Below are 23,321 nucleotides of genomic sequence, written 5' to 3' on the forward strand. Positions count from 1 at the left end.
CGACAGGCACGGCTGCACAAAATTCGAAACCAGCTGAAAACCAAACCACCACACACGGGGGTGCGCAACGGCCTGGCCATAATTTCAACCAATCAATAAAACAATCGGCATCAACAAACTTGGCACACTATTGAGTTCTCAAACAACAGGTCACTATTCCAAAGCAGTACCACCAGCCTTCGCTGGATCGCTCCGGAGCAACTTTTCAAACTTACCGGCTGGATCTCTCGGAGTCAAATCGGCAAGCTTGACTTGATTTTTCCTTGCGGTTTCTTGTCAGCTTGGCGATCTCCACTCGGGGACCAGCGCGGGTACTAACTATACCCCTACTCAGCCGAGATGGCAAAGCCACTCAAAGAGGGGCACCTTGGCGCCACAACTACCCCGGAAACCCGGCTAAGCACCCAAACCCAACAACCCCCGGACGCAGTCAGGGAGCGTCCGGAGCATTGTTGCCCCGGACCCTCCCTGACCTTGAAGAACTGTTCGGCTTGAAGAACTACTCAGCCAGCGTGAACCAGGACGCGCCAAGCGGCGGGAGTGTTACGGTCAATGCCGCCGGCTGGCCGTCCGTTCCAGGTGAGGTGGCTTTCAGCGTTCCAGCGTTGATGACGCCCGAGCCACCGTAAGTCTCGGAATCGGTGTTCAGGACTTCAACCCACTCCCCTGCTTCCGGCACTCCCAGGATGTAATCGTTGTGCGGGCCTCCGGAGAAGTTCACTGCGCACACCAACGGCTTGCCATCGTGGTCCCAGCGAATGAAGGTCAGCACGTTGTGGTCGGCGTCTCCACCGTTGATCCACTGGAAGCCGGCAGGTTCGTTGTCGCGGACATGCAGTGCAGGCGTTGACTTGTAGAGGCCGTTAAGGTCACGGACCAGGAGTTGGAGTCCACGATGCGCCGGGATGTCAGCAAGGAACCAGTCGAGTCCGTACTGCTCGGACCACTCCGCTTCCTGGCCGAATTCGGTACCCATGAAAATGAGCTGCTTACCAGGGTGTGCCCACTGGTAGGCGAAGAAGGCGCGGAGGTTTGCCAGTTGCTRCCAACGGTCACCGGGCATCTTGCGAAGCATTGATCCCTTGCCGTGGACTACTTCATCGTGGCTGATGGGCAGGAGGAAGTTCTCCGAGAAGGCGTAGACCATGGAGAACGTGATGGTGCCGTGGTGCCAGCGGCGGTTGATGGGGTCTTCGGAGATGTATTTCAGGGAGTCGTGCATCCACCCCATGTTCCATTTGAGGCCAAAGCCGAGCCCACCGTGGTTGGTGGGTGCCGTGACACCGGGGAATGCGGTGGATTCCTCGGCAATGGTGACCGCGCCAGGGTGCGTCTTGTAGACGGTGGCGTTCACCTCCTGCATGAAGGAAATTGCCTCGAGGTTCTCGCGGCCACCGAACTTGTTGGGTCGCCACTGCCCTTCCTCGCGGGAGTAGTCGAGGTAGATCATGGAGGCCACAGCGTCCACGCGAAGTCCATCGATGTGGAATTCTTCGAGCCAATACAGCGCGTTGGCAACAAGGAAGTTCCGTACCTCGGTGCGCCCGAAGTCGAAGATCAGTGTGCCCCAGTCCGGGTGTTCGCCCAGGTTGGGATCTGAGTGCTCGTACAGTGCCTCGCCGTCAAAGCGAGCCAGCGCCCACGAATCCTTGGGGAAGTGGGCCGGGACCCAGTCCAGCAGGACGCCGATGCCGGCCTGATGCAGGGAATCCACCAGGAAACGGAACTCGTCGGGGTGCCCGAACCTGGATGTCGGGGCAAAGTAGGACGTGACCTGGTAGCCCCAGGAACCACCGAAGGGGTGCTCTGCCACGGGCATGAATTCCACATGGGTGAAACCGAGCCACTTCACGTAGTCAACCAGTTCCTTGGCCAGCTCCTTGTAGCCCAAGCCAAGGCGCCAGGATCCCAGGTGCACTTCGTAGACACTCATGGGTGAGTTGTGCGGGTCCTTTTCTGCGCGCGCAGTCATCCACTCGGCGTCCTTGAAGCGGTAGCTGGAGTCCACCACGCGGGATGCGGTCAGTGGCGGAACTTCCGTGCCGAAGGCCAAGGGGTCAGCCTTTTCCAGCCAGTGCCCGGACTTGCTCAGGATCTCGTATTTGTAGCACGCCCCTGCTACAACCCCCGGAATGAAGACTTCCCAAACACCGGACGAGCCGAGGGAACGCATTGCGTGGCTACGGCCATCCCAGCCGTTGAAATCACCCTTGACCCGGACCGCCTGGGCGTTCGGGGCCCAGACAGCAAAGGAAACACCATCTACTTCGCTCAACGAAGAGCGGTAGTGCTGGATGTGGGCGCCAAGGACATCCCAGAGGCGCTCGTGCCGGCCTTCGCCGATGAGGTGCAGGTCCACCTCACCCACGGTAGGCAGGTAGTGGTACGGATCATCAATGGTGACCGGTTCGGCGTCGTACACCACTTCCAGACGGTAGTCCGGAACATGGCCATGTTGCAGTGGATCCAGGACGACGGCCCAAATGCCGTTGGCCTCGTGCTCCATGGCAGCGCGTCCGGCCTCCGTCACCACCGTTACCGACTTGGCGAGGTGCTTCACGGTCCGGATGGTGACGTGGCCGTGATCGTCCAGGTGGGCGCCGAGCACGGAGTGTGGTGCGTGGTGGGCTCCAGCTGCCACGCGGGCCAAGGTCTCGGAGTCCACATGCAGGGGAACTCGGGGCCGTTCGGTGCGTGCAGAGCCTGTCATTTCATTACCTTCCGCTGTAGCCGCGGCGTGCTTGCCGCGGCTCGTGTTGTCGAGGATTTGCCGTGATGCGTTGACCGGAATGGACAGCCAGTCCGGCCGGTTCCGCAACTCATAGACCACCTCATATAAGGCCTTGTCCAGCCACAATGCCACAAAGAGTGGCGAGCGGCGGTCAATGGTTCCCGGCATGACTTCGCTGTAACCAGCCAGGAACGCGGTGGAGCAGTCGTCCGCCCATGTCGAGGGCACCTTGGCTTCGGCGTTCTCACGAACAGCGGCTCCTGCCGCGTAGTCGAAGGAGCGGAGCATTCCCACAACGTCCCGCAAGGGGAGATCGGGAGTGTTGCGCTCGTTAATGGTCCTGAGGGGCTCGCCTTCGAAGTCCAGGATGGCCCACCGACCCGGTGCCCCATTCTTTCCGGGAACCTTGAGGATCTGGCCAAGGTGGAGGTCGCCGTGGACGCGCTGCAGCTGACCCACATCGCGGGGATGCAGCGTGGCCAGCAGCTCTTCGAGATTGCCCTCATAAGGCCCGACGGCGGAAGCCGCTTCCGCCCATGACTGGCGGACACGTCGGGCCAGGGTACCAATGATGTTGGCGCCCTCCGTCTGGCCATCCAGTGTGCCGAAAGTTTCCGCGAGCCTGGCGTGGACCGTAGCTGTAGCAGCACCCAGTTCATGGGCCTCGTGTGTGAAATCGGCACCGGCTGCGGCCGCTTCGACAGCCAGCCGCCAGGCGTCCAGTCCGCGCAACAGGAATTCGTGGGCAACCGTGAGCTCGCCAGTGGCCGGACCGCTTGGGCCCTGGCCCTCCCAGGAACCCGTGATCCAGCCGAGCGTGGCCGGGACCTCGGTGGTCCCCGCCGCCGTCAGCGCGGCACCCAGCTCCACTTCGGGATTCCTGCCGGCCGCCAGCACGCGGAAGATCTTCACGATCGCCATTGAACCGCCGTCGTCAATGATGACGGACGTGTTGGACTGTTCCCCGGAAAGCACGCGGACCGAGGTGGGCCCTTCCGGAAGGGCCACGCGGCCACGCGTGAGATGGCCCGCGGCAAGACCGTCACCCACGGCGCCCTCGCGCCGCATGAGATCCAACCACGCGGTAATGAACTCGGGGTCGTAGACGGCGTCGTACACCAGTCGCAGCCCTTGTTCCGGGTCCGTGACCTCCCCCAGCAAAGCTGTGGGGGCCTCCGGCAACGGCTGGCTTCTGAAGCTCAACGGGACCTGGACAACGTCGGTCCGGTGACCGCCGTCGGCCGTCCGATACGTGACGGCGAGCAGTTCAACCTGCAATCCGGCGCTACCTTCCGGGTATGGGAGGTTGAAGCCGCCAACACGCTCCAGCGCAAAGTCGGGACTCTTCACCGGGAACCAGCGTTTGGTGGGAAGCCAGCTCCGGAGAAGACTTTCGATCGAGGGGTCAAGTGTTCCCTTTTTCATCTCATCCTTTGGTCGACACCACGGGAATCGCCTGGGTAAATGGCGATGAGGGGTTGGAAAACGCAGAGCGCAGCCGCAGCCAATAGAAGTTGTGGCTACCCAGCATGACCGTCAGTTGGCCGTTGTCCCCCACAGGCGGGAATGTTTGGCCACCGAAAATGTCGCGGAAGCCTCTGCCCGCGAATTCGGGCAGATCCAGCGTGGCGGCCACCGGGTGCTGCGACAGGTTGAAGACGCACAGAATCGTCTCTGCGTCCTCGCCTTCAGGATTGCCCGCCGGCAGTTCCCGGACATAGGCCAGAACAACCTCGTTGTCCGCTTCGATGTGGCGGAAACCTCCCAGGCCGAACACAGGGTGGTTCCTTCGCACGCTGAGGATCTGCCGGGTCCATCGCAACAGCGAGCCTGAATGCGCGGCCTCTGCTTCAACGTTGGCCATGCTGTAGTTGTAGACGAGGGACTGGATCACCGGCAGGTACAGTTTGCCCGGGTCCGCGCCTGAGAAACCCGCGTTCCTGTCCGGGTTCCATTGCATGGGGGTGCGGACGGCGTCGCGGTCATCGAGCCAAATGTTGTCCCCCATGCCGATTTCGTCCCCGTAATAGAGGAAGGGGCTTCCCGGCAGGGAGAGCAACAGAGCGTTAATGAGCTCAATCTCAGCCCGGGAATTGTCCAGCAGCGGAGCCAGCCTCCGTCGGATACCAATGTTTGCGCGCATCCTGGGGTCCGGTGCGTACCAGCCAAGCATGGCGGCGCGGTCGTCCGCACTGACCATCTCCAGCGTGAGTTCGTCGTGGTTCCGCAGGAAGGTCCCCCACTGGGCGCCCTTGGGAATCTCCGGAGTTTCCCTCAGGGTCTGGATGATCGGAGCCGCCTTCTGGTCCCGGAGGGCGTAGTAGAGCCGGGGCATGATCGGAAAGTGGAAGGCCATGTGGCATTCCGGGGCTTCGTCGGTGCCGAAGTACTCCACAACCTCCTGGGGTGGCTGGTTTGCCTCGGCGATGATCACGCGTCCGGGGTAATTGGCATCCACCATCCGCCGCAGATCTTGCAGGAAAGCGTGGGTGGCCGGCAGGTTCTCGCAGTTGGTCCCTTCCTCCTCGAAGAGGTACGGAACGGCGTCGGCGCGGAAGCCATCGATTCCCTGGTCCAGCCAGAACCGGATCACGTCATAGAGCGCCTCGATGACTTTGGGGTTCTCGAAGTTCAGGTCCGGCTGGTGGCTGAAGAAGCGGTGCCAGAAAAATTGGCGCCGGATGGGGTCGAAGGTCCAGTTGGATTCCTCCGTGTCCACAAAGATGATGCGCGCATCCTGGTATTTCTCATCCGTATCGCTCCAGACATAGAAATCGCCGTAGGGACCCGTGGGGTCCTTCCGCGATTCCTGGAACCACGGGTGCTGGTCCGAGGTGTGGTTCAGCGGGAGGTCGATGATCACCCGGACGCCGCGGGCGTGCGCCTCCGCCACGAGGCGTTTGAAGTCGCTGATGGTGCCAAACTCGTCCAGCACCGAGGTGTAGTCAGCGATGTCATAGCCGCCATCACGCAACGGTGAATGGAAGAACGGCGGCAACCAGAGGCAGTCGACGCCCAGCCATTGAAGGTAGTCCAGTTTCTCGATCAAGCCGTGGAAGTCACCGGAGCCATCCCCGTTGGCATCCGCAAAGGCCCGCACCAGTACTTCGTAGAAGACTGCCTTGCGGTACCAGTGCGGATCATGCTGGAGACCGGGGGCATTCAGCTCGAAGGTGTTCTTCGGAGTGAAGTACTGGCTCGGGTTTTGCGGAGAAAAACTCACTAAGGCTGCCTCCGGATGCTCAGGATGTGTGCGGGCTCCACGTGTGCGTCGAGCCTGACGTAGTTGTGTTCACCCCACCACCAGCTCTGCCCGCTGATCAAGTCATCCACCAGGAACCGGCCGTCCTCGTTGAAGTCCGCAGGGTCCAGCTGCAGGGCCGCCAAGTCCAGGGAGACCGTGCTTTCGCGGGCGCTGTGCGGATCCACGTTGACCACGATGATCAAGGTGTCCTTCGTGCCGTCCGGCAGCGTCTTGTGCTTGGAGTAGACGATCGTTGCGTCATCCGTGCTGCTGTGCAACGTCAGGTTCTGCAGGTCGCCCAGGGCAAGGTGGTCCTTGCGGATGGTGTTGAGCCTGGTGATGTACGGCGCGAGCGTGCGGCCGGACGCGGCAGCGCCTTCCCAGTCCCTGGCCTTGTACTCGTACTTTTCGTTATCGATGTACTCTTCCGCACCTGGCCGTGCCACGTGTTCGTACAGCTCGTAGCCGGCGTACACGCCCCAGAGCGGGCTCGCCGTGGCAGCCAGGACAGCTCGGATGCGGAAGGCCGCGGGACCACCGTACTGGAGGTACTCCGTGAGGATGTCCGGCGTGTTTACAAAGAAGTTGGGCCGGAAGAAAGCTGCGCTCTCGTGGCTGACCTCATGGAAATACTGCTCCAGTTCAGTCTTGGTGTTCCGCCAGGTGAAGTAGGTGTAGGACTGCTGGAACCCTGCCCTGCCCAATGCGTGCATCATGGGTGGACGAGTGAAAGCCTCGGCCAGGAAAACTACCTCTGGGTTCTTTTTGTTGATCTTTCCAATCAACCATTCCCAGAACCAGACAGGCTTTGTGTGCGGATTGTCCACGCGGAAAATCTTCACGCCATGGCTGATCCACAACTGGACGATCCTCAGGATTTCCTTGGAAAGGCCTGCGGGATCGTTATCGAAGTTCAGGGGATAAATATCCTGGTATTTCTTTGGCGGGTTTTCGGCATAGGCGATCGACCCATCCACACGGGTGGTGAACCATTCCGGGTTTGACGTCACCCAGGGGTGGTCGGGGGCTGCCTGCAACGCCAAGTCCAGTGCAACTTCGAGTCCGAGCTCGCGGGCGTGGGCAACAAAAGCGTCAAAATCTTCAAAAGTGCCCAAATCCGGGTGAATGGCATCATGGCCACCGTCCTTGGAACCAATGGCCCACGGCGAACCCGGGTCCTGGGGGCCCGGTGTCAGGGTGTTGTTGCGGCCCTTGCGGTGCTGGAAACCGATCGGGTGGATAGGCGGCAGATAGATGACATCGAAGCCCATCTCCGCAACGGCCTCCAGGCGCTTCGCTGCGGTGCGGAAGTTGCCCGAGGTCCAGATACCTGAGGCGTGATCCAAAACCGCGCCCTCGGAGCGGGGAAAGAACTCGTACCAGGAACCACGGCCCGCGAGGTCACGTTCCACCTGCAGCGGGAACGGCTCCGAAACCGTCACCAGCTCACGGATCGGAACGCGTCCGACGGCGGCCAGCACCTCTGGGCTGAAACCGGCGCCAAGGCGCTCCTCGGCAGATTTGGTGGTGTCGGCGAGGACGACTGAAGCGGCACGCAGGGTGCGCTTCTCCGCCGCGGTGCGACCGGCGTCGTCGTCGGYTGCTTCCGAAAGGAGGGCAGCGCCTTCGGCGAGCATCAACTCGACGTCAATGCCGGCGCCCACTTTGACTTCAGCGTTGTGGTGCCACGTTCCATAACGGTCGTGCCAAGCCTCAATGACGAAAGACCACGCGCCCGTGCCGGACGGCGACAGCAAACCCTCCCAGCGGTCCAAGCCTTTCCAGCGCTCATCCTTGGCCGGTGCCATGCGGACCCGCTGGCGCTCCTTGCCCTTGGGATCGAGCAGGACGGCGGAGACGCCGAGTTGATCATGTCCTTCACGAAAGACGGTCGCCCCGATGGCGAGATCCTCACCCGGAAGGGCCTTCGCGGGGAACCGGCCACCCTCAACCACCGGCTGGACGGCCGTGATGGGGAACCGGCCGAAGCGAAGTCCGGCGGTGATGTCCGTTTTCGTCTTGGATTTCAAAGCGGTCATGGTTCGCGAGGTATTCGTCACAACCACGACGTTAGCGACAAAAATCCAAGAATGCTAAGCACACGAGCCATCTTCACGACGCAAGATGACTTTTACCTAAAAGAAACCCAAACAAGTTCCGACTGCCATGTGAGTCCGTTAGTGTGGCGCTCGTGAAGGCAATTCGAAGATTTACAGTCCGTACCGTCCTCCCTGAGCCCATTCGGCCCCTGGCCCGCTTGGCGACCAACTTGCGCTGGTCCTGGCACCGGCCCACCAGGGAACTTTTTGCGAGCCTTAACCCGGCTCTCTGGGAGGCCGCGCAGCACGACCCCATCGCCCTCCTGGGGTCCATCAGCAGGGAGCAGCTGCAGGACCTGGCCAGCAACGGCGAAGTCGTAAACCGGGTGCAGGAAGCTGCAGCCGATCTGGACCGCTACCTCAGCGAGCCCCGCTGGTACCAGGGCCTGGGTGAAGAAGCCCCGGCCTGCATCGCTTACTTCTCGCCGGAATTCGGCATCACCGAGGTTCTCCCCCAGTACTCCGGTGGCCTGGGCATCCTCGCTGGTGACCACCTCAAAGCCGCATCGGACCTCGGGGTGCCGTTGATCGGCGTCGGGCTCCTTTACCAGGCCGGCTACTTCAAGCAGTCGCTGTCCCGTGACGCCTGGCAGCAGGAAACGTACCCGGTACTGGACCCGGACGGCCTGCCGCTGACGCTTCTGCGCCAGCCCTCCAAGGACGGCGCTCCGGGCAAGCCCGTGCACATTTCGCTTCCGCTTCCCAACGGCCGCGAGCTTCACGCGCACGTGTGGCGTGCCGACGTGGGACGCGTTCCGCTGCTGCTGCTGGACTCCAACGTCCCCTCCAACGACGAAGCCGCGCGCGGCATAACCGACCGCCTGTACGGCGGTGGCGGCGATCACCGCCTCCAACAGGAACTGCTGCTGGGCATGGGCGGCGTCAAGGCCCTGCGCGTCTACCAGGAACTGACGGGCACACCCGCACCGGAAGTCTTCCACACGAACGAAGGCCACGCAGGATTCCTGGGAATCGAACGCATCCAGGAAGCGATGTCCGACGCGACTGATCCCCTCACCTGGGACGAAGCCCTCGCTGCAGGCCGTGCATCCACCGTCTTCACCACGCACACCCCCGTACCGGCAGGGATCGACCGTTTCGAGACCCTCCAGATCAAGCACTTCTTCGAAGCCGGGCTCGCCCCTGCTGTGCCTGTGGACCGGATCCTGGAACTCGGCCGGGAAAACTACGACGGCGGCAACCCCTCCGTCTTCAACATGGCAGTCATGGGCCTGCGCCTCGCCCAGCGCGCCAACGGCGTCGCCAAGCTGCACGGCGTGGTTTCGCGGGAAATGTTCTCCGGCCTCTGGCCCGGATTCGACCACTCCGAAATCCCCATCACCTCCGTGACCAACGGCGTCCACGTCCCCACCTGGGTGGACCCGCGGATATCGACCCTGGCACGGCAACAATTCGGTCCAGAAGCCGAAGCCTTGGGCCGCTGGGACCTCGCCTACAACGTCAGTGACGAGGACGTCTGGGGCCTCCGCAAGCAACTGCGCACCCAGCTCGTCGAAGACGTCCGACGCAGGCTGCGCGCCTCGTGGAAGACACGCGGCGCCGCCGACGCCGAGCTTGGCTGGACGGACAACGTACTGGATCCGGACGTGCTGACCATCGGCTTCGCCCGACGCGTGCCCACCTACAAGCGGCTCACGCTCATGCTGCGCGACCCCGCACGTCTGAAGGCCCTCCTCCTGGACCCCAAGCACCCCATCCAGTTGGTTATCGCAGGCAAATCCCACCCCGCAGACGACGCCGGCAAGAAAATGATCCAGGACCTCGTCCGGTTCACCGACGACCCCGAAGTGCGCCACCGGATCGTGTTCCTCCCGAACTACGACATCGCCATGGCCCGCACCCTCTTCCCCGGCTGCGACGTCTGGCTCAACAACCCACTGCGGCCGCTGGAAGCCTGCGGCACATCCGGGATGAAGGCAGCCATCAACGGCTCACTCAACCTCTCCGTCCTGGACGGCTGGTGGGACGAAATGTACGACGGCGAAAACGGCTGGGCAATCCCCACAGCCAACAACGGCGCATCCGCCGACGAACGCGACGACATCGAAGCTTCCGCACTCTACGAGCTGCTGGAAACCCAGGTAGCACCGCGCTTCTACGGAACCACCGTGGCCCAAGGCGCCGGCGCAGCAGGACCCTCCGAATCCAGCCGCGAAACAGTTCCCACGCACTGGGTGTCCATGATCAAGCACACCCTGGCGAACCTGGGTCCGGCAGTCTCAGCCGAACGCATGCTCCACGACTACGTCAACAACCTGTACTGCCCCGCAGCAGTAGCCGGGCGTCGGGCCACCGCTGAATCGTTCAAGGAAGCCAAGGAACTCGCAGCCTGGACCTCCAAGGTCCGCAGCGCCTGGCCTGAGGTCGTCGTGGAACACGTCGACTCGGTCGGAGTGTCCGAAGAACCCCAGGTTGGCGACAGCCTGCAGGTCAACGCCTACGTGGCGCTGCACAACCTAACCCCCGACGACGTCTCCGTGGAAGTAGCGTTCGGACGCGCCGAGGAATCCGACGAGCTCGAGGACATCGTCGTAGCCGAACTGGAGTCCCTGGAGAACCTCGGCGGCGGACGCCACCTGTTCCACGGCGACCTGGTCATCAACCGCTCAGGCTCCTTCGGCTACACCGTCCGCGTGTTCCCGAAGCACTCGGCGCTGGCTTCCAAAGCTGAACTTGGGTTGATCGCGAACGCCTGATCCTTGCTTCGCCCGTTGGGCGGCCGTAACCCTCGGCGTGCTAGCTCGTTCCTCGCTTTTGACGCACGCTGCCGGGTCACGGTCGCCCATTGGGGTTTAGCTCTGCCGTGGTTCGCGGTCAATTCCGCTTTTGTGGCGCCTCGTGTCCTTCGGGTTCTCGGAGGTCCTTGCAGGAGTGTGCGGTCTTTCGTTCTTTAATTTTCGAAGACGGCGATGACGGCGAGGTCGCGGCCTGCGTAGCGCTCTGCGTCCTGCAGGATTTCGCAGACTACGGCGAAGGAGCGGTCCGTGCGGTAGGCCGCCGGGACTTGCCAGATCATCGTGACGGGAGTGCCGCCGTCGTCGGACAGGGCGTCGGCGAAGTCATGCAGGGAGTCATTGAGGGCGTCCAGGTTCACGCCGTAGTACTCCGGGAAGTCCAGGACCTGGGCGAAGACTTCCAGGACTGACTGCTTTGTTGCTGCCGGGGGGACCATCACGGTCCTGCGGCCTGCATCTGCTACCTGGTCCTGAAGTTCTTCGAGGGTCCAGGTGTCTGCGGAATAAATCTTCATGGGCTCCTACTTGCCTTCGACGATGAACTTGAACGAATCGTAATGGTCAGCGGTGTAGTACTTCGCCGTGTCCTTGCCAACAATGATTCGGCGGGCGCCGCGGTTGGACGCACCAGGTGTTTCGACTGTGTATTCCTTGTAGAAACCGCTGGATTTCTTGGGCAAGAGTCCTTCGAAGTTGCCGAAGTTTCCGTCGTCTTCCCGGTACGGGTAGGGGCCGCCTTTCGCGATCAGGGCAAGCGTCTGTTGCGCTTCCTTGGGCAGCTGCGAGGCGTTGATGGTGGGCAGCGCAGAGGGGTTTGCCACGGACGGCGGCGTTGACGCGGAGCCAGGCTCCGCCGTCGTGCTTTGCACGCTTGACGTTTCCTGAGGGGCTGTCAGCGGGCCGCCGCCCACCATTGCGACCACAAGCGCGACGACGGCAATCACCAGCGCTGCGAAGGCCAGCAGTTTACTGCTGCTCCGTTTCATGCAGGGGCTCCTAGGTGCGGTAAATGTTGATGGTGTTGGCTTGCAGGATATCCCGCTCGCCTGACGCCACCAGCGCACCCTTCCGGCGTTCATGCAGCACCGAGGTTGTGAAACGGAGTTCGAACATACGCTTGCCGATGCCCGTTTCACTGAGGATCTCGGGAAGCACCATCTTCACGTCCTGGTTGCTGCCGTTCACCACGACCAAGCCGCGGATTTCGCTGTCCTCGTGCCCCATCAGGAGCTGGATGGAGCGCGCGTTGGGATCATTCCAACGCGCGGGCGTCATGCGCTTTCCCTTGTCGTCGAACCACTGCAGGCTGGAATCATTAGTGTGGGCCGGGAAGTTCTCGGGCTGGTGGCGCAGGAACCACCGGCGGAGCCTCACAAGCTCCCTGGTGGTCTGGAACATGGCGTTGGCTTCCTGGGTACGGCTCCAATCCAGCCATGCCGTGGGATTGTCCTGGCAGTAAGCGTTGTTGTTGCCGTGCTGCGTGCGGCCGATCTCATCACCAGCGGTGATCATGGGAACGCCAATGGACAGCAGCAAGGTAGCCATCAGGTTCCGGACGGAAAGCGCGCGGGCCGCCACGATTTCCTCGTTCTCGCTGCGGCCTTCAACGCCATGGTTGTAGCTGCGGTTGTCTCCGTGGCCATCGCGGTTCTGCTCGCCGTTGGCTTCGTTGTGCTTGCGGTCGTAGCTCACCAAGTCCTTGAGCGTGAAGCCGTCGTGTGCGGTGATGAAGTTGATTGAGGCCAAACGTGTGCGGCCGGACGGCGCAAACAGGTTCGCCGAACCTGCCATCAGCTCAGCCAGCGACGCGACTGAGCCGCCTTGGCCGCCAGCCTCCATGGCAGCGCGATCGGAGAGCCAGAAGCGCCGGACGCCGTCGCGGAAATGATCGTTCCAATCGGACCATCCCTGCGGGAACCGCCCTGTCTGCCAGCCGCCGTAACCCACATCCCAGGGCTCGGCAATGAGCTTGACCTCTGACAGCACCGGATCCTCGGCAATGGCCCGCAGGAAGGGATGGTTGGGATCGAATTGGTTGCCAGCGTCCCGGCACAAGGTCACGGCGAGGTCAAAGCGGAAGCCGTCCACGTGGAAGTCGTTCACCCAGTACCTCAGGGAATCCAACGCCAGGTCCACCACCACGGGATCGCTGAAATCCAAGGTGTTGCCGCATCCAGTGGTATCCAGATAGCGCCCATGTGCATCGTGCCGGTAGTAGCGCTTCTCCCCGAGGCCACGGAAACTCAACGCGGGCCCGTCCGGTCCGGCTTCCGCGGTGTGGTTGTAGACCACGTCCAGAAGGACCTCGATGCCGGCCGCGTGGAGCAACTTAATCATGCCCTTGAGCTCGTCCTGCACAGCGTGGGGGCCTGCGTTCCGCGCAGCCTCCGTAGCGTAGTCGGAGTGAGGGGCGAAGAAGGCAGCAGTGTTGTAGCCCCAGTAGTTCGTCATGCCCAGGTCCTGGAGGTGGGACTCGTCCAGGTGGAAGTGGATGGGCAGGAGTTGCACGGCAGTGATTCCAAGCTCGGTCAGATGCTGGATCATCACGGGGTGTGCCATCCCGGCATAGGTGCCGCGGAGGTGCTCCGGGATATCCGGGTGGAGCATCGTCTGACCACGGACGTGGGCCTCGTAGATCACCGACGTACGCATGGGTGTCCGCGGCGGCGCGTCGTCTCCCCAGTCAAAATCCGATGCCATATGGACACTGGTGAGGAATTCGCCCCGCTGATCCACAGCGCGACCATAGGGATCCAGCAACAGCGACTGTTCGCCGTCGTCATCAACATCCAGTGCCGGTACTGACATCGGCAGCCCGCCCTCAGCTGGAGCGGCGCGGAAACCGTAGCGTGTGCCCGGCGGCATGCCGCTGACGATGCCAAAGTGCACACCATCCTCCAGGTTGGGAAGGGTGTGAACCCGCCAACCATCACCCGGTGCCTGGTACGCCACTTCAACGCGTTCCATGTCAGGTGCAAACACTGCAACGTTCACGTTGTCTGTCTGCTGCGTGACGGCATCAAAGAAGTCGGGCTGGGGCTTGCTCAGTCCGAATGGCCTGGGGCGCGATGCATCCAGGGCGGCTGCTGGGTCCAAAATAGGCATAACCATTGCTTGCAAGTTTAGTTCCATACAGGATGAGTGCTGAGTCAGCCTCCCGTGTGACGGCGCGCACCACGTCAAATTTCCGGTACGTACCGGCCGCGGTCGTAGTTCCGGGCCGCTCACGTGCTGCAACGCTTTGCCGGGGCAACAGCACATTCGTATCGGCTCCCCCGAATATGTCGCTGCGGCTGTAGGTTGACTGCAGCCTTGCCATACTGGGACTGACAGAACTGGAGGTTCAATCGTGCGCGTTGCACTCGCTCAAGTCATCACCGGCCGGGACCTGGCTGACAATCTGCGGCTTCTGGAAGAGTACGCCCGCCGCGCCAAGGACGGCGGCGCGGAGCTTGTTGTTTTCCCAGAAGCAATGATGCGCGCGTTCGGTAACTCCCTGACGGACATCGCCGAACCTCTCGACGGCCCCTGGGCGGGCCGGGTGCGCGAGCTCGCCAACGAATTGCAGCTGGTGATCGTGGCCGGCATGTTCACGCCCGGCTCTGCTTCGGACTCCGGTGGGCCCCGCGTGCGGAACACTCTCATGGTCACAGGCCCCGGCGTGGAGACCAGCTACGACAAGATCCACCTCTTCGACGCGTTCGGCTTCGCGGAGTCGGACACGGTTGAGGCGGGAACAGACCCAGTGACGTTCGACGTCGGCGGCGTCACCTTTGGTTTGGCCACCTGCTACGACATCCGTTTCCCGGCACTGTTCACAGCCAACGCGTTGCGCGGTGCCGTGGTGAACATCGTTGCGGCGTCGTGGGGAGCCGGACCGGGCAAGGCCGATCAATGGCAGCTCCTGTCCCGCGCCCGGGCGGTGGACACCACGACGTTCGTGCTTGCCTGTGGCCAAGGAGATCCTGCTACGCAAGGTGCTGAGGTCAAGGGTGCCGCGCCCACAGGAGTGGGGTACTCCGCTGTCGTGTCCCCCTTCGGGCAAGTCCTGGAAGCCCTCGACGGCGAACCTGGGCTCCTCTTCGCCGACCTCGACCCCGCCGTGGTGGAAGAAGCCCGTCAGAAGCTCCCAGTCCTGGCCAACCGCCGCGACTTCTGACGTTCTCTCACGTCCTGCGGCTCCTGGCCGGATCTTCTCTCACATCCGGCTACCTTTGGGGCCGATGCTCTCTCACATCCGCCCAAAGGGGACCGGACCCCCCGCGCCCGCGCCGGGTGCCGCCGTCGTCGTCATTCCTGAAGAACAGCAAACGCTCCCCCACGATGACGACGTGAGAGAGCGCTTGCCGAAACGGTCAGGAAGTGAACGAGCATCCGTAAAAAACCCGCGGGAAGCGATAGAGCATCCATAAAAAACCCGCGGGAAGCGATAGAGCATCCATAAAAAAGCCGCAGGAAGTGAGAGAGCATCCAAAGGCGGCGCAAGCGGCATCCGGAAGCGCGCGTCTAAGCGAGGAACGAGCGAGCGCGCGGAGGATGGCGCTTGCGCCGCCGCCCCGGGGGACTCGCTTGCGCCGGCCTCGGCGGACTGGCGCTAGCTAGCGCGCTGCCTCGACACCTCGTACAGCGAGATACCCACGGCCATGGATGCGTTGAGCGACTCCATGGCGGAGTCGATCGGGATCGAGACGATTTGGTCGCAGTTTTCGCGGACGAGCCGGCTCAGGCCCTTGCCTTCTGAGCCGACCACGATGCAAACGGGCTCGGTGGCTACCGTGAGGTCGGGCAGTGAGACGTCGCCGTCGCCGTCCAGGCCGAGGACGTAGATGCCCATGTTCTTGAACTGCTTGAGGGCGTTGTTCAGGTTGGACGCGCGGGCCACGGGTACGCGGACTGCTGCGCCGGCACTGGTCTTCCATGCCGATGCCGTGACGCCGACGGACCGGCGCTCGGGAACGATGACACCGTGGCCACTGAACGCGGAGACTGAGCGGATGATCGCACCGAGGTTGCGGGGATCGGTAATGCCATCGAGGGCAACGAAGATCGGGGCGTTGGAGATGTGCCCCTTCTTCCACTTGGCGATGGTGGTCTCGGCGAGGTCGTAAGCGTCCTCGTACTCGTACGGCGGGATCTGCAGGACCAGGCCCTGGTGGACTGCGTCCTCGGTCATGCGGTCCAGTTCGGGCTTGCCAGTTTCGAGGAGCGGGATGCCGCGCTCTGCTGCAAGCTTGAGGGACTCCTTGACGCGGTCATCCATTTCGATGCGGATCGCAACGTGGAGGGCCTTGGCGGGGATGCCGGCGCGCAGCGCTTCCACTACCGAGTTGCGCCCAGTGACCAGCTCTTCAGTTGCGCGACCCTTGGGGCCGGAGCGGGCGCCGGTACCCGGGCGTGCCGGACCGCGCTTAGCGGCCGAACGCTCCGAAAGCTGCTTGTTCTTGTACGCCTTGTGGTAGGTCCGCTCCTCGGCCTTAGGGGTTGGCCCCTTGCCTTCGAGGGCCTTGCGACCGTGGCCTCCGGTACCCGTGGAGGGGCCCTTCTTGCTCTTGCGGATTGCACCCGGGCGACCGTGGTTGGCCATTCTGTCCACCTTGCTTGAAATTAATGAGTCTGCATTCCAGTCTACTGACCCAATGCAATTCGGCGGTGGCGGCGGTTTGTCAGTCGCGTTTCAGGCTCCACGTAGCGCCTTCCGCACCATCTTCGACGACGACCCCGGCGGCCGCGAGGGTGTCGCGTATGGCGTCGGACGCGGCCCAGTCTTTGTTGGCTCTGGCGGCGGCGCGCGCCTCGAGTTGTGCTTCCACCAAAATCTCCAGTGCGGCATGTTCGCGGCTTTGCACGGCCTCCGGGCGCTTCACGGAATCCAGGCCAAGGACATTTGTCATGGCGTGGACGCTGGAGAGGGCGTCCTTGACGGCGCCCAGGTCGCCGGCGGCCAAGGCTGTGTTGCCCGCCCGAACGGTCTCGTGCAGCACACCCAGCGCCTGCGGGACGTTGAGGTCGTCGTCCATAGCAGCCACGAAGGCGGTGGGCATCGCGGCCTGGGCACCCTCGGTGTAGCTCGTCGGCTCACCGACCTGCTGCCCCACCTTCGCCGCGGCCTTGGCAATGAAGCCATCAATACGTTCGACGGCGGCGGCTGCTTCCTGAAGCGACGTAGGCCGGTAGTCCAGCACCGAACGGTAGTGGGCCTGCCCAAGGTAATACCGGACCACCCGGGGCGAGGCCAACTCAAGCATTTCGGCGGGACTCACCGTGTTGCCGATGGACTTGGACATCTTTTCGCCCTCGTAGGTGACCATGCCGTTGTGCATCCAGAAATTGGCGAATTCGTCGCCTGCAGCCTGGGACTGGGCCATCTCGTTTTCGTGGTGCGGGAAGCGGAGGTCCAGTCCCCCACCATGGATGTCGAAGCGCGTGCCCAGATATTTGGTGACCATGGCGGAGCATTCGAGGTGCCATCCGGGTCGTCCCGCTCCCCAAGGGGATTCCCATTTGGCGGTGACGGGTTCGCCGTCCTTGTAACCCTTCCACAGCGCGAAGTCGCGCGCATCGCGCTTGCCGCGGGGGTCGGCGTCGGGCGCTCCCTGCATGTCATCAATGTTCTGCCGCGTCAGCGAACCGTACTTGCTCCAGGAGCGGACGTCGAAATAGACGTCTCCCGAGTCGTCCAGTGCGGGGTAGGCATGGCCGCGGTCGATCAGCCGCTGGATCAGCGCGTGCATTTCCGGAATGTGCCCGGTGGCACGGGGCTCGTACGTCGGCCGCTGGACGCCGAGGGATTCGTAGGCGTTCTCGAATTCCTGCTCGTAGCGGTAAGCCAAAGCCCACCACTCCTCGTCTTTCCGCGCCGTCGGCTCGGCAGCCCAATCGGGGCCGAAGGATTGCTCGGACTTGGCCAGGATTTTGTCGTCGATGTCCGTGACGTTGCGGACTACTGTGACGCGGAGGCCACGGAATTCGAGCCAGCGGGTCAGTTGATCAAACGCGATTGCGGACCTGACGTGCCCAACGTGCGGCATGCCCTGGACAGTAGCCCCGCAGTAGTACACGCTGGCCTTGCCCTGTTCGAGGGGAACGAAGTCGCGGACTTCGGCGGAGGCGGTGTCATAGAAGCGCAGGGTCACCGCTCCAGATTAGCCGATGACGCGGCGTGACTTGCCTACTTGCAGTACTCGCCGATTTTGTTGAAATGCACGGTCAGCTGTTGTTGCTGTTCCTGAGTGGTTGCTCCCAGCGAGGAAGCCGCCGCTTTGTCCATGATGGCGGCCATCTCCTTGATGGGATCGCCGATTTCCGGAGCCAGCTTGTCCGCGATCTCGTGATAGTGGGCAGCGATCTGCTTGGACTGCTGCTGTTGGTTGCCGTCGGGCTTGAAGGTGTCACTGTTGAGAAACTCGCAACTGGCCTTCACATCCATCTTCGGCGTCCCTGCACAGCCGCCAAGCAGGAGCGCAGCAGCCACACTCGCGGACAAGAGTACGGCGGAACGCACGACGCCGGAACGCACCTTAGTCATTCAGCCCACCTTCAGTGGAACCGGGCTGGGTTTCTCCTTGGACGGGGTAGACGAGGGCGGTGGCAATCGCAGAAATCCCCTCGCCGCGGCCAGTAAATCCCAAACCATCGCTGGTGGTGGCTGTGACGCTGACTGGTGCGTTCGCGGCTTCGCTCAGGACCCTTTGGGATTCTTCGCGGCGGGGGCCGAACTTGGGGCGGTTGGCTACAAATTGGACGGCGACATTGCCGATCTCGAACCCTGCGCCCCTGACTATCCGTGCAGCCTCACCGAGGAGCTTTACCCCGGAGGCGCCGGCGAACTCGGGGCGGTCAGTGCCGAAATGGGTGCCAAGGTCACCAATTCCACACGCGGAAAACAGAGCGTCGGCAGCCGCATGGGCGACGCAATCGCCGTCGGAATGTCCTGACAGCCCCTGCTCACCTTCCCAAAAGAGGCCACCCAACCAGAGCGGCTGGGGATCGTCCTCCGGTGCGAATGCGTGCACGTCGATGCCGATTCCGGTACGAGGCAGGACCAGGTGTCCGGGAAGGCCTGCAGCTTGCGGAGCCGCCATCAGCCTTCCACCCAGCGCATTCCGAGAGGGCCCTCCAGGAGGCCTTCGGCAATGATGAGATCCAGGGGCGTAGTGATCTTCAGCGACTGGCTGGCCCCGCGGACGGCATGGACTGGAACGCCCAGAAGCTCAACCAGCATGGCGTCATCGGTGACGGCGGCGGCCTGCTTGTCATCGAAGAGCTCAGCGGCGTCGTGGGCGCGCCGCAACGTGGCGAGGTCGAAACCCTGGGGAGTCTGAACTGCTCTGAGCTGTTCTCTGGGCGCTGTTCCCGTGACTACTTCCGGGGCGATGCCAGAGTCTGAAGCGCTGGTCTGGGCCACCGTCTTGATGGTGTCCACCACAGGCATGGCCGGAATAACGGCCTTGGCGCCGGAGGCCAAAGCATCGGCCACGCGCTGGAACACTCGCTCGGGAGTCAGGGCGCGGGCTGCGTCATGAACGAGCACGGCTTCCGTCCCGTCCTCCAAAGCAGCCAAAGCCGCGCGGACGGAATCAGCACGGGTGGAGCCGCCGTCGACCACTGTTATTTCAGGGCCACCATCTACCAGTTCAACGGTGAACCCGGCAATCAGTTGGCGGAGTTCCGTATCCCCCTTGGGCACGGCGACGCAGATCTGGCGCGCAACATCGGCAGCGACAACGCCACGAAGGGCGTGCATCAGGATGGTTTCGCCACCCAACGGAACTTTGGCTTTGGGCATACCGTAGCCGAGGCGCTCGCCCGAGCCGGCAGCCACCACGATCACCGCCGTAACAGCGCGCTTGGAAGGAATACTCATGCGCCCAAGGTTATGCGGAATGTGCATGGAATACCCACATGCCCGGTAATTCCGCGCAGCTGCGGCTGGCTTGTGGCAAAAAGAAACCCGGCGGCGCTTTCGCACCACCGGGTATCAATTCTTAGGAAGCCAAGACTTCGTCGAGAACGCTTGCTGCCTTCTCTTCGTCTGTCTTCTCAGCCAGGGCCAGTTCTGAAATCAGAATCTGCCGCGCCTTGGCCAGCATGCGCTTCTCACCTGCGGAAAGGCCGCGATCGTGATCACGACGCCAAAGATCGCGAACGACCTCCGCCACCTTGATGACATCGCCCGAAGCAAGCTTCTCCAGGTTTGCCTTGTAACGACGTGACCAGTTGGTAGGCTCCTCAGTGAACTCGGCGCGGAGAACGTCAAATACGTGCTCCAAGCCTTCTTTGCCCACTACGTCCCTGACCCCAACAAGGTCAACGTTCTCTGCTGGAACTTCAATGGTCAGATCACCCTGAGCCACCTTTAGCTTGAGATACATCTTCTCTTCGCCCTTGATGGTGCGCATCTTGATTTCCTCAATTTTTGCTGCACCGTGGTGAGGGTAAACTACTGTCTCGCCGACCTCAAAAACCATGTGGACTTTCCCCTTTCCCGCAGACTAGTCTATCACGATTAAGGCATACGACTGGCACCCGACGGGGCCTCCAGCCGCGCCAATAAAGGGAAATAGGCCCCAAACGAGCTCGCGATACCCCTTGACGTGAGCCAGGAAAGATGCTTCACGGAAGCAAGCTGCGCGCCGGATCTTCCCGGTCGCGTTCGCCACAATGCCTTCTCGAATCCTTATTTCGGCCGCTTTGCCGATAGGCTATGGCTGAAAAGTGTTCCAATGACTCTTGAGGAGTAGGTGTCGTGCGCATTACTGCGATGAACCCTGTCCAGCGCGGCAAGCTGGCAATTGCGGCGGCTGCAATCGGCGTCGGTCTTCTGTCCGTTACCGGCTGTGGCTTCGTCAACGCCCAGCAGACTTCCCACCAGTACTCAGCATCGGACGGGATCAGAGCAGATCTCGGCCAGCTGCAGTTGCGCAACATGCTGATCGTCGCTTCCGGCGAGAACCAGCCCGGCCGCGTGATCGGCGCAGTGTTTAACAAGTCCAACTCGGATGCAACCCTGACCATCAGTGGTGCAAATGGGGCCCAGACGGAAATTCCCGTCAAGGCGAACTCGGAGACGTACCTGAATAGCGAATCCGACGCCGCGGTCCTTAGCTCCGCCGGCACCAAGCCCGGTGGACTGAGCCCGGTAACCATTCGCAGCGGTTCGGACACCGCAAAAATCAACGTTCCCGTAGTTGATGGCACGCTCCCGGAGTACAAGGAATACCTGCCCTCCTCAAGCGCCTCGGCAACCCCGTCTTCGACTTCCACGGCAACGTCGACTGCGACGCCGACGGCCACCGAATCTGCAGCTGCCGGCCACTAGCAGGCGGCGAGCTACAAGCAAGACAACAAAAGGAAGGGTTCCGCTGCGGCGGAACCCTTCCTTCGTCGTTGTCTGCCGTCAGTCTGCTGACTAAAGGCCGGCCGACTGAAGCTTTACGGCTCGAACTTGTAGCCCAGTCCACGCACCGTCACCAGGTACCTCGGAACGGACGGATCCGGCTCAATCTTGCTGCGCAGGCGCTTTACGTGGACATCAAGGGTCTTGGTATCGCCTACGTAGTCTGAACCCCACACGCGGTCGATCAGCTGGCCCCGGGTCAGCACACGCCCGGAATTGCGGAGCAGCATTTCAAGGAGTTCAAATTCCTTCAACGGCAGTGATACCTGTTCGCCGTTTACGCTCACCACGTGGCGCTCAATATCCATGCGGACGGGTCCGGCCTGCACGGTGGAGGTGATCAGCTCTTCGGGTTCACCCTGCCGGCGGAGCACTGCACGCACCCGCGCTACGAGTTCGCGTGAGGAGTACGGCTTGGTGACGTAATCGTCTGCACCCAGCTCCAGGCCAACCACTTTGTCGATCTCCGAGTCCTTGGCGGTCAGCATGATCACCGGCACGCTGGAACGCTGGCGCAGTTGACGGCACACCTCCGTGCCCGGCGTTCCAGGCAGCTGGAGATCCAGCAGGACGAGGTCGGCCCCATTCCGGTCGAATTCCACCAAGGCGTCGGTGCCGTTATCCACTACCTCGACGTCGAAACCCTCTTTGCCCAAAAGGTAGGACAGGGGGTCGCTGAAGGACTCTTCGTCCTCCACTATCAAAATCCTGCTCAAGCGCTGGCTCCTTGCTCTTGGGCGCCGCCGGCGCCCCTTGTTGATTCCCGTGATGCGGTTGTTTCGCGTGATGCGGTTAATTCGCGTGATGCGGTTGCTGAGTCGCGTGGTGGGTTTCGACGGCGGCACCCCCCGCTGGTAGCTCCGGGGACTCAGCAGTGGACGCAGCATGAGCCGGGAGGCCGGCGTCGTCGTCCTGGCCTTCCATCTCGGGCAACCGGATGGTGAACGTTGAGCCTTGACCAGGCTGGGACCACACGGTGACCTCGCCACCATGGTTGGACACAACATGCTTAACGATGCTGAGGCCCAGGCCGGTGCCACCGGTATGCCTGGAGCGTGCAGCATCCACCCGGTAGAAGCGTTCGAAGACGCGTTCCTGGTCCTCCGGTGTGAGGCCCTCGCCCTGGTCCGTGACTGAAATAGCCACGACCCCCTCCCGCGTCCGGACTCCAACGCCCACGCGGGTGTTCTCCGGCGAGTAGCGGATGGCGTTGTCGATCAGGTTGCGCAGGGCGGTAACCAGCAGGTCCCTGTCACCGAACACCAGGGAATCTGAATGGCCACCCACCAGGATCTGGATATTCTTGCTCTCGGCCGGGAGCTGCGAGCGGTCCACTGCCTCGGTAATCACAGTGTTGATGTCCACCGTGTGGCCCTGCTGGGCAACATTTGCGCCCTGAAGCCGGGAAAGCTCAATGATGTCCTGGACCAGTGCTGCGAGGCGTCCGGATTCTTTATGCATGCGCTTGGCGAAGCGGCGAACCGCTTCCTCATCGTCAGGCGAGGCTTCCAGTGCCTCGGCCAACAGCGAAATAGCGCCCACCGGTGTCTTGAGTTCATGGGAAACGTTGGCCACGAAGTCGTTGCGGATCTCCTCCGTCCGGGTGATCTCGGTACGGTCGTCGGCCAGGAGCACGATGTACTCCCAACCCAACATGGCTGCCCGCACTTGGACCACGATGGTGCCCTTGCCGAGCGGGCCGCGGGGAAGTTCGTATTGTTGCTCCAGGATCACGCCATCGCGGCGTACCTTTGCGGTCATGTCCAGGAGCTGCTTGTGAACCACCGTGTGGCCGCGGACCAGGCCGTAGGCATACGCTGCCGGACTCGCGCGGACCACGCCATCGATCGCATCGACCACCACAAACGCGCGGCCGACGACGGCAAGCACCTCCGCTGCACCTTCCGGAAGCAGGGGCTCGGTAACATCCAGGTCGACGATCCTGCGCTGCCGCTCGCTGATCCTGAAAGCGAGCATGCCAAAGACGCCCAGTGACAGGCCAACCAAGCCTGCAACGACACCTATAAGCAACGGATCCACGTGTCCAGCTTATGCTCTTGAATCTCGCCAAAGTGTTGATCCGATGCCAAACGGG

The 23,321-nt window shown here is 62.4% G+C and carries 17 protein-coding genes; 3 read left to right on the forward strand and 14 right to left on the reverse strand.

Annotated elements, in window-relative coordinates; genetic code table 11:
* Positions 1 to 499: 499 nt before the first annotated feature.
* The 3 genes from AC1DCM_RS17565 to AC1DCM_RS17575 are packed head-to-tail and all read right to left on the reverse strand — an operon-like array spanning position 500 to position 8,014.
* Positions 500 to 4,156 carry a 1,4-alpha-glucan branching enzyme gene (locus tag AC1DCM_RS17565; protein ID WP_477519182.1) on the reverse strand — a complete coding sequence of 1,219 codons (3,657 nt, stop codon included), beginning with the start codon at positions 4,154 to 4,156 and terminating at the stop codon, positions 500 to 502.
* A gap of 1 nt (position 4,157) precedes the next feature.
* Positions 4,158 to 5,954 carry a maltose alpha-D-glucosyltransferase gene (gene treS, locus AC1DCM_RS17570; RefSeq protein WP_442019344.1) on the reverse strand — a complete coding sequence of 599 codons (1,797 nt, stop codon included), beginning with the start codon at positions 5,952 to 5,954 and terminating at the stop codon, positions 4,158 to 4,160.
* A complete protein-coding gene (locus AC1DCM_RS17575; RefSeq protein WP_477519183.1) occupies positions 5,954 to 8,014 on the reverse strand; it encodes an alpha-1,4-glucan--maltose-1-phosphate maltosyltransferase in 2,061 nt (686 codons plus the stop codon). Before AC1DCM_RS17575 ends, treS begins: the two co-directional genes overlap by 1 nt.
* A 152-nt stretch (positions 8,015 to 8,166) precedes the next feature.
* Between AC1DCM_RS17575 and glgP the strand changes: the two genes are divergently transcribed.
* Positions 8,167 to 10,791, forward strand: a complete 2,625-nt coding sequence (gene glgP / locus AC1DCM_RS17580) for an alpha-glucan family phosphorylase (RefSeq protein WP_477519184.1) — start codon at positions 8,167 to 8,169, stop codon at positions 10,789 to 10,791.
* A 194-nt stretch (positions 10,792 to 10,985) separates the two neighbouring features.
* On the opposite strand, the gene AC1DCM_RS17585 is transcribed toward glgP, so the two are convergent.
* The 3 genes from AC1DCM_RS17585 to glgX are packed head-to-tail and all read right to left on the reverse strand — an operon-like array spanning position 10,986 to position 13,941.
* Positions 10,986 to 11,345, reverse strand: a complete 360-nt coding sequence (locus AC1DCM_RS17585) for a barstar family protein (protein ID WP_477519185.1) — start codon at positions 11,343 to 11,345, stop codon at positions 10,986 to 10,988.
* A 6-nt stretch (positions 11,346 to 11,351) separates the two neighbouring features.
* The gene (locus tag AC1DCM_RS17590) at positions 11,352 to 11,816 is read right to left on the reverse strand and encodes a guanyl-specific ribonuclease (protein WP_477519186.1); all 465 of its coding nucleotides are present in this window, start codon (positions 11,814 to 11,816) and stop codon (positions 11,352 to 11,354) included.
* A 10-nt stretch (positions 11,817 to 11,826) separates the two neighbouring features.
* Entirely contained in the window at positions 11,827 to 13,941 is a 2,115-nt protein-coding gene (glgX, locus tag AC1DCM_RS17595) for a glycogen debranching protein GlgX (protein WP_477519211.1), read from the reverse strand.
* A 238-nt stretch (positions 13,942 to 14,179) separates the two neighbouring features.
* Between glgX and AC1DCM_RS17600 the strand changes: the two genes are divergently transcribed.
* Positions 14,180 to 14,989: a carbon-nitrogen hydrolase family protein gene (locus AC1DCM_RS17600; RefSeq protein ID WP_477519187.1), complete on the forward strand. Its 810-nt coding sequence runs from the start codon at positions 14,180 to 14,182 to the stop codon at positions 14,987 to 14,989.
* Positions 14,990 to 15,424: 435 nt separating this feature from the next.
* Here the strand turns inward: AC1DCM_RS17600 and rlmB are convergent, their stop codons facing one another.
* The 6 genes from rlmB to AC1DCM_RS17630 form a co-directional block, all read right to left on the reverse strand.
* On the reverse strand, positions 15,425 to 16,414 hold the full coding sequence (gene rlmB, locus AC1DCM_RS17605) for a 23S rRNA (guanosine(2251)-2'-O)-methyltransferase RlmB (RefSeq protein WP_442004785.1): 990 nt from the start codon (positions 16,412 to 16,414) through the stop codon (positions 15,425 to 15,427).
* Between the two features lie 79 nt (positions 16,415 to 16,493).
* Positions 16,494 to 17,963, reverse strand: coding sequence for a cysteine--tRNA ligase (gene cysS, locus AC1DCM_RS17610; RefSeq protein WP_442019338.1), 1,470 nt, complete (start codon positions 17,961 to 17,963; stop codon positions 16,494 to 16,496).
* Between the two features lie 35 nt (positions 17,964 to 17,998).
* On the reverse strand, positions 17,999 to 18,355 hold the full coding sequence (locus AC1DCM_RS17615; protein ID WP_442019337.1) for a hypothetical protein: 357 nt from the start codon (positions 18,353 to 18,355) through the stop codon (positions 17,999 to 18,001).
* Positions 18,348 to 18,911, reverse strand: coding sequence for a 2-C-methyl-D-erythritol 2,4-cyclodiphosphate synthase (ispF, locus tag AC1DCM_RS17620; protein WP_477519188.1), 564 nt, complete (start codon positions 18,909 to 18,911; stop codon positions 18,348 to 18,350). The genes AC1DCM_RS17615 and ispF overlap by 8 nt, the downstream gene beginning before the upstream one ends.
* Positions 18,911 to 19,693: a 2-C-methyl-D-erythritol 4-phosphate cytidylyltransferase gene (gene ispD / locus AC1DCM_RS17625; RefSeq protein WP_431118420.1), complete on the reverse strand. Its 783-nt coding sequence runs from the start codon at positions 19,691 to 19,693 to the stop codon at positions 18,911 to 18,913. The genes ispF and ispD overlap by 1 nt, the downstream gene beginning before the upstream one ends.
* A 121-nt stretch (positions 19,694 to 19,814) precedes the next feature.
* Complete coding sequence (locus AC1DCM_RS17630; RefSeq protein WP_011690592.1) at positions 19,815 to 20,297, reverse strand: CarD family transcriptional regulator; 483 nt, start codon at positions 20,295 to 20,297, stop codon at positions 19,815 to 19,817.
* A gap of 293 nt (positions 20,298 to 20,590) precedes the next feature.
* Here AC1DCM_RS17630 and AC1DCM_RS17635 point away from each other — a divergent pair, with 293 nt between their 5' ends.
* Positions 20,591 to 21,148: a hypothetical protein gene (locus AC1DCM_RS17635; RefSeq protein WP_442004801.1), complete on the forward strand. Its 558-nt coding sequence runs from the start codon at positions 20,591 to 20,593 to the stop codon at positions 21,146 to 21,148.
* 113 nt (positions 21,149 to 21,261) lie between these two features.
* On the opposite strand, the gene AC1DCM_RS17640 is transcribed toward AC1DCM_RS17635, so the two are convergent.
* A complete protein-coding gene (locus AC1DCM_RS17640; RefSeq protein ID WP_216921232.1) occupies positions 21,262 to 21,942 on the reverse strand; it encodes a response regulator transcription factor in 681 nt (226 codons plus the stop codon).
* Positions 21,943 to 22,018: 76 nt separating this feature from the next.
* A complete protein-coding gene (locus AC1DCM_RS17645) occupies positions 22,019 to 23,257 on the reverse strand; it encodes a sensor histidine kinase (protein WP_442019346.1) in 1,239 nt (412 codons plus the stop codon).
* Positions 23,258 to 23,321: the final 64 nt, after the last annotated feature.

Source organism: Paenarthrobacter sp. 10N417 (assembly GCF_056394745.1).

Excerpts from the sequence above, each read along its gene's own strand:
- AC1DCM_RS17585 (WP_477519185.1), bottom strand. The coding sequence starts at position 11,345 with ATGAAGATTTATTCCGCAGACACCTGGACCCTCGAAGAACTTCAGGAC.
- AC1DCM_RS17590 (WP_477519186.1), bottom strand. The coding sequence starts at position 11,816 with ATGAAACGGAGCAGCAGTAAACTGCTGGCCTTCGCAGCGCTGGTGATT.
- glgX (WP_477519211.1), bottom strand. The coding sequence starts at position 13,941 with ATGGTTATGCCTATTTTGGACCCAGCAGCCGCCCTGGATGCATCGCGC.
- rlmB (WP_442004785.1), bottom strand. The coding sequence starts at position 16,414 with ATGGCCAACCACGGTCGCCCGGGTGCAATCCGCAAGAGCAAGAAGGGC.
- AC1DCM_RS17615 (WP_442019337.1), bottom strand. The coding sequence starts at position 18,355 with ATGACTAAGGTGCGTTCCGGCGTCGTGCGTTCCGCCGTACTCTTGTCC.
- ispF (WP_477519188.1), bottom strand. The coding sequence starts at position 18,911 with ATGGCGGCTCCGCAAGCTGCAGGCCTTCCCGGACACCTGGTCCTGCCT.
- ispD (WP_431118420.1), bottom strand. The coding sequence starts at position 19,693 with ATGAGTATTCCTTCCAAGCGCGCTGTTACGGCGGTGATCGTGGTGGCT.
- AC1DCM_RS17630 (WP_011690592.1), bottom strand. The coding sequence starts at position 20,297 with ATGGTTTTTGAGGTCGGCGAGACAGTAGTTTACCCTCACCACGGTGCA.
- AC1DCM_RS17635 (WP_442004801.1), top strand. The coding sequence starts at position 20,591 with ATGAACCCTGTCCAGCGCGGCAAGCTGGCAATTGCGGCGGCTGCAATC.